Raw genomic sequence first — 4,390 nt, 5'->3', positions numbered from 1 at the left:
GCCCGGCCTCCGGCCCTTTTATGCGCCCGGCGCCCCCCCGATGGGGGCCCCCGCGCCTCAGCTCACGGATGGGTGGGCTCTACAACTGGATGCCCAGCAGCGCGTCGACCGCGTCGCGGATCAGCCCCGGCGCGCTCGCGTCCGGGCCGCCGTAGGCCAGCGCCTGCTGCGCCCACGCGTCGATCGCCGCCAGCGCCTTCGGCGTGTCCAGATCGTCGGCCAGATGCCGCCGCAGCCGCGCCACGGTATCGGTGGCGTCGGGACCCGAAACCAGGGCCGTCGCCTCCCGCCAGCGCGCCAGCCGCGAAAGCGCCTGCCCCAGCACCGCATCCGACCATTCCCGATCGGCCCGGTAGTGCCCGGCGAACAACCCCAGCCGGATCGCGGCCGGATCGGTGCCCGCGCGGCGCAGCTTGGACACGAACACCAGATTGCCGCGCGACTTCGACATCTTCTCCCCGTCCAGGCCGATCAGCCCGGCATGCACGTAATGCCGTGCGAAGCGCCGCCCCTTGACCAGCGCTTCGGCATGCGCACAGGAGTATTCGTGATGCGGGTAGATCAGATCGCTGCCGCCGCCCTGCACATCGAACTCGGTGCCGATGCGGTTGAGCGCGATCGCGGCGCACTCGATGTGCCAGCCCGGCCGACCCGCCCCGAACGGCGCCGGCCACGACGGCTCACCCTCCCGCTCCGCCCGCCACAACAGGGCGTCGATCGGATCGCGCTTGCCCGGCCGCTCCGGGTCGCCGCCGCGTTCGGCGAACAGTCGCTCCATGGTCGCCCGGTCGTAGCCCGACTCGTAGCCGAACTGCTCGGTCGCGTCGTGACGGAAGTAGACATCCGGGAATTGCGGATCATCCACCACATACGCCGCCCCCGAGGCGAGCAGCTTGTCGACCAGCTCCACCACCTCGGCCACCGACTCGATCGCGCCGATGTAGTCGCGCGGCGGAATCACCCGCAACGCCGCCATGTCCTCACGGAACAGGTTGATCTCGCGGGTGCCCAGCTCGCGCCAGTCGATCCCGTCGCGTGCCGCGCGCTCGAAGAGCGGATCGTCGACATCGGTGGTGTTCTGCACGTAATGCACGTCGTGCCCGGCGTCGCGCCAGATCCGGTTGACCAGATCGAAACTCAGGTAGGTGGCCGCATGCCCGAGATGGGTGGCGTCATAGGGGGTGATGCCGCACACGTACATCGTCGCGGTCGCGCCGGGGGTCACCGGGCGCACCTGCTTGTCGGCGGTGTCGAACAGACGTAACGCTGGTCCGGATCCGGGGACGGTCGGGACAGCGGTATCGGACCAGGACTGCATGAATCGAGGTTAACGCCGAGATCGCAGTCCACCCGCGCCGCCCCCGCACCGGTGTGCCGCGCGACACGCTCACCGACCGGCCGACCTGCACCCTAGTCACCGTCACGGCCACGTCAACCCTTGCAATCACGAGGACGCGAACCCGGCCCTCACCAGCGCGTCAACCCGCCCGCACACCACCGCATCCGGCCCGCGATCAGCTCGCGACGCGGGAACTCAGAACGCGGGCCAGGGGATCGGGCGCGGACCGGTCGGCCCCGGCATCACCGGATGCTCGAGCAACGCCCGCCCGCGCGCCTCGAGCGCCGCGATCTCGGTGTCGGTGAGCAACTCCGCCAGCCGCTCACCCAGCTCCCCGGGCAGCGCCTTGACCAAAACCGTGATGTCGGTGAGCAATTCATCCGCGACCGCCTCCCCGGCCCACCCCCACAACACCGTGCGCAACTTCGGTTCGCTGTGCAGGCAGATCCCGTGATCGACCCCGTACACGCGCCCATCCACCCCAGCCAGAGCGTGCCCGCCCTTGCGGTCGGCATTGTTGATCAGCACATCCAGCACCGCCATCCGCCGCAGCGCCGCATCCTCGGCATGCACCAGCGACACCGGATGCCCCGCCGGATCCAACGCCCGCAACACCTCCCGATAACCGGGCGGCACCTCCCCGACCGGGCACAAATCCACCAGATCCGGGCCGTCCGCGTCCTCGATCACCTCGATCCAGCGCTGCACCATGCCCGGCCCGAAAGGCCCGTCGCGCAACACCGTTTCCGGGATCACCCCCCACCCCAGCGCCTCCGACACCAGATACGAGGCCACCTCACGCCCGGCGAGGGTGCCGTCGGGGAAATCCCACAGCGGCCGCTCCCCGCGCACCGGCTTGTACACCACCCGCAGCACCTCACCGGTGTCGTCGGGGTTTGTCTCGCACACCAACGTCGCGTTGCTGGCGGTGGTGACCTGCCCGATCACCGTCAGCTCGGCGGTGCGCAGCGGGTCGCTCACCGGTTCAGTCCTCGTCGTCGATCTCGGTGGTGGCCCCGAAGATGTCACCACGCTTGTAGCCGTTGGTACGCACACACATGTGCCCGACCGGAGACAACGGTTCCCCGCACAACGGGCACGGCGGCCGCCCCGCTGCGATCACCCGCGCCGACCGCAACGCGAACTCCCGCGCCTGCACCGGCGTCAAGAACACCCGCACCGCATCCGGCCCCTCCTCGGTGTCATCGAGCACCACCGACTCGTCGACCTCGGTCTCGGTGATCGCCAGCAACTCCACCACCACCGCGCCCGCGTCCGCGTCCCACCCCAAACCCATGGTCCCGACCCGGAATTCGGCATCGACCGGGGCCTGCAGCGGCGCGGTGTCGGCCACATCGGCGGCCTGCGGGGGCACCTCGGTGCCGAAACGGCGTTGCACCTCGTCCAGCAACAACCCCATCCGATCGGCCAGCACCTTCACCTGCTGCTTCTCCAGCAGCACACTGACCACCCGCGGCTCCTGCACGGCCTGCAGATAGAACGCGCGGTCGCCCGGCTCGCCGACGGTGCCGGCGACGAAACGATCGGGGGTGCGGAAGATATGGATTGCGCGGCCCATTGCACCTCCATTCGGTTCACTCACACTGATGAATCGGGGCGTTCCGCTACCCCATTATCCGTACTGTCGGTGGTACCCGTTTCACCGCCGGGCACCGGGCCCGAGCGCGATTCGCCGCCTGTTCGCGGTGAAATCGCCGCCAACCCCGACAGATCCGGGCCGGTGTCGTTGACCCGCCACACATACGGGGCGGTCGGGGTGTAGCGCACGACGCTGATCGACGCCGGTTCCACCACGATCCGCTGAAAGCCGTCGAGGTGAATACCGAACGCGTCGGCCAGCAGCGACTTGATGACATCGCCATGCGTGCACGCAATCCACAACACATCGCTACCATGCTTCGCCACGAATTGACGATCTCGTTCGCGGATAGCGGACACCGCGCGAAACTGGACCTGCGCCAAGGACTCTCCGGCGGGGAACGTCGCCGCCGAGGCGTGCCGCTGCACCACCTTCCACAGCGGCTCGCTCACCAGATCCGCCAGCGCCTTGCCGGTCCAGTCGCCATAGTCGACTTCCAGCAGCCGCTCATCGGGTTCGGGTTCCAAGCCCAGCTTGTCGGCCAGGGGAGCGACGGTGCGCTGACAGCGCAGCAGCGGCGAGCACACGATGTGCTCGATGGGCAGCGATCCGAGTCGTTGCACCAACCCTTGCGCTTGTTCGCGCCCACGCTCGGTCAGATCGACACCGGCGCTGCGCCCGGCCAGGGTGCGGGCAGTGTTCGACGTGGACACGCCGTGCCGCAACAGGATCACCGTCACCGGGACAGCCTACCGACTCAGGTCGCCGACACGACGCCGGTCGCCAGCAGCGCCATCACCGTCAACCCCAGCACGATGCGGTAGCCGACGAACCAGTCCAGGGAATGCCGTGCCACGAACTTCAACAACCACGCCACCGACGCGTAGCCGACCACGAACGACACGACCGTGGCCACCAGCAACTGCGGGCCCGACGCGTTGAGGCCCTCACCGGCGGGTTCGAACGCGTCCGGCAGACTGAACAACCCCGAGGCGACCACCGCGGGAATGGCCAGCAGGAACGAGAACCGCACCGCCGCCTCACGAGTCAGCCCGCAGAACAGGCCCGCCGAACTCGTCGCCCCCGAACGCGACACGCCCGGGATGAGCGCCAGGCACTGCGCCAGGCCCATGATGATCCCGTCGCGCGTGGTGAGCAGTTCGATCGGGCGGCGACGGCGTCCGTAAGTCTTGCCCGAGTAGTACTCCGCCGCCGCGATCACGAGCGCGAACACGATCAGCATGATCGAGATCAGCCACAGATTGCGTGCGCCGGTACGGATCTGGTCCTTGAGCAGCAAACCCAGCACCCCGATCGGGACGGTGGCGATGATCACATACCAGCCCACCCGATAGTCCAGCTCCCGCTGTGTGTCGGGGTCGGGGCCGTGCGCGAAACGCACGTCACGGTCGAGCACCGGCAGACGCGTGGTGGCCAGCTCGTGCAACGGC

General features: G+C 68.8%; 5 protein-coding genes. All 5 read right to left on the bottom strand.

Annotation, left to right across the window (positions count from 1 at the left end; all coding sequences use genetic code 11):
• Positions 1 to 79 precede the first annotated feature (79 nt).
• Positions 80 to 1,318, bottom strand: coding sequence for a cysteine--1-D-myo-inosityl 2-amino-2-deoxy-alpha-D-glucopyranoside ligase (gene mshC, locus ACWELQ_RS38080; RefSeq protein WP_452401868.1), 1,239 nt, complete (start codon positions 1,316 to 1,318; stop codon positions 80 to 82).
• Between the two features lie 216 nt (positions 1,319 to 1,534).
• Positions 1,535 to 2,320: an SCO1664 family protein gene (locus tag ACWELQ_RS38075; RefSeq protein WP_452401867.1), complete on the bottom strand. Its 786-nt coding sequence runs from the start codon at positions 2,318 to 2,320 to the stop codon at positions 1,535 to 1,537.
• Between the two features lie 4 nt (positions 2,321 to 2,324).
• The gene (locus ACWELQ_RS38070; protein WP_452401866.1) at positions 2,325 to 2,918 is read right to left on the bottom strand and encodes a DUF3090 domain-containing protein; all 594 of its coding nucleotides are present in this window, start codon (positions 2,916 to 2,918) and stop codon (positions 2,325 to 2,327) included.
• Positions 2,919 to 2,938: 20 nt separating this feature from the next.
• Positions 2,939 to 3,679 (bottom strand): histidine phosphatase family protein, encoded by a 741-nt coding sequence (locus tag ACWELQ_RS38065; protein ID WP_452401865.1) that lies wholly within the window; start codon positions 3,677 to 3,679, stop codon positions 2,939 to 2,941.
• A 17-nt stretch (positions 3,680 to 3,696) separates the two neighbouring features.
• Positions 3,697 to 4,390 (bottom strand): undecaprenyl-diphosphate phosphatase (locus ACWELQ_RS38060; RefSeq protein ID WP_452401864.1); only part of this gene is annotated, 694 nt, incomplete at its 5' end.

This window comes from Nocardia sp. NPDC004722 (assembly GCF_053601505.1).
The sequence above is the reverse complement of the archived record's forward strand: the minus strand, read 5'-3'. Positions and strand labels throughout refer to the sequence as shown.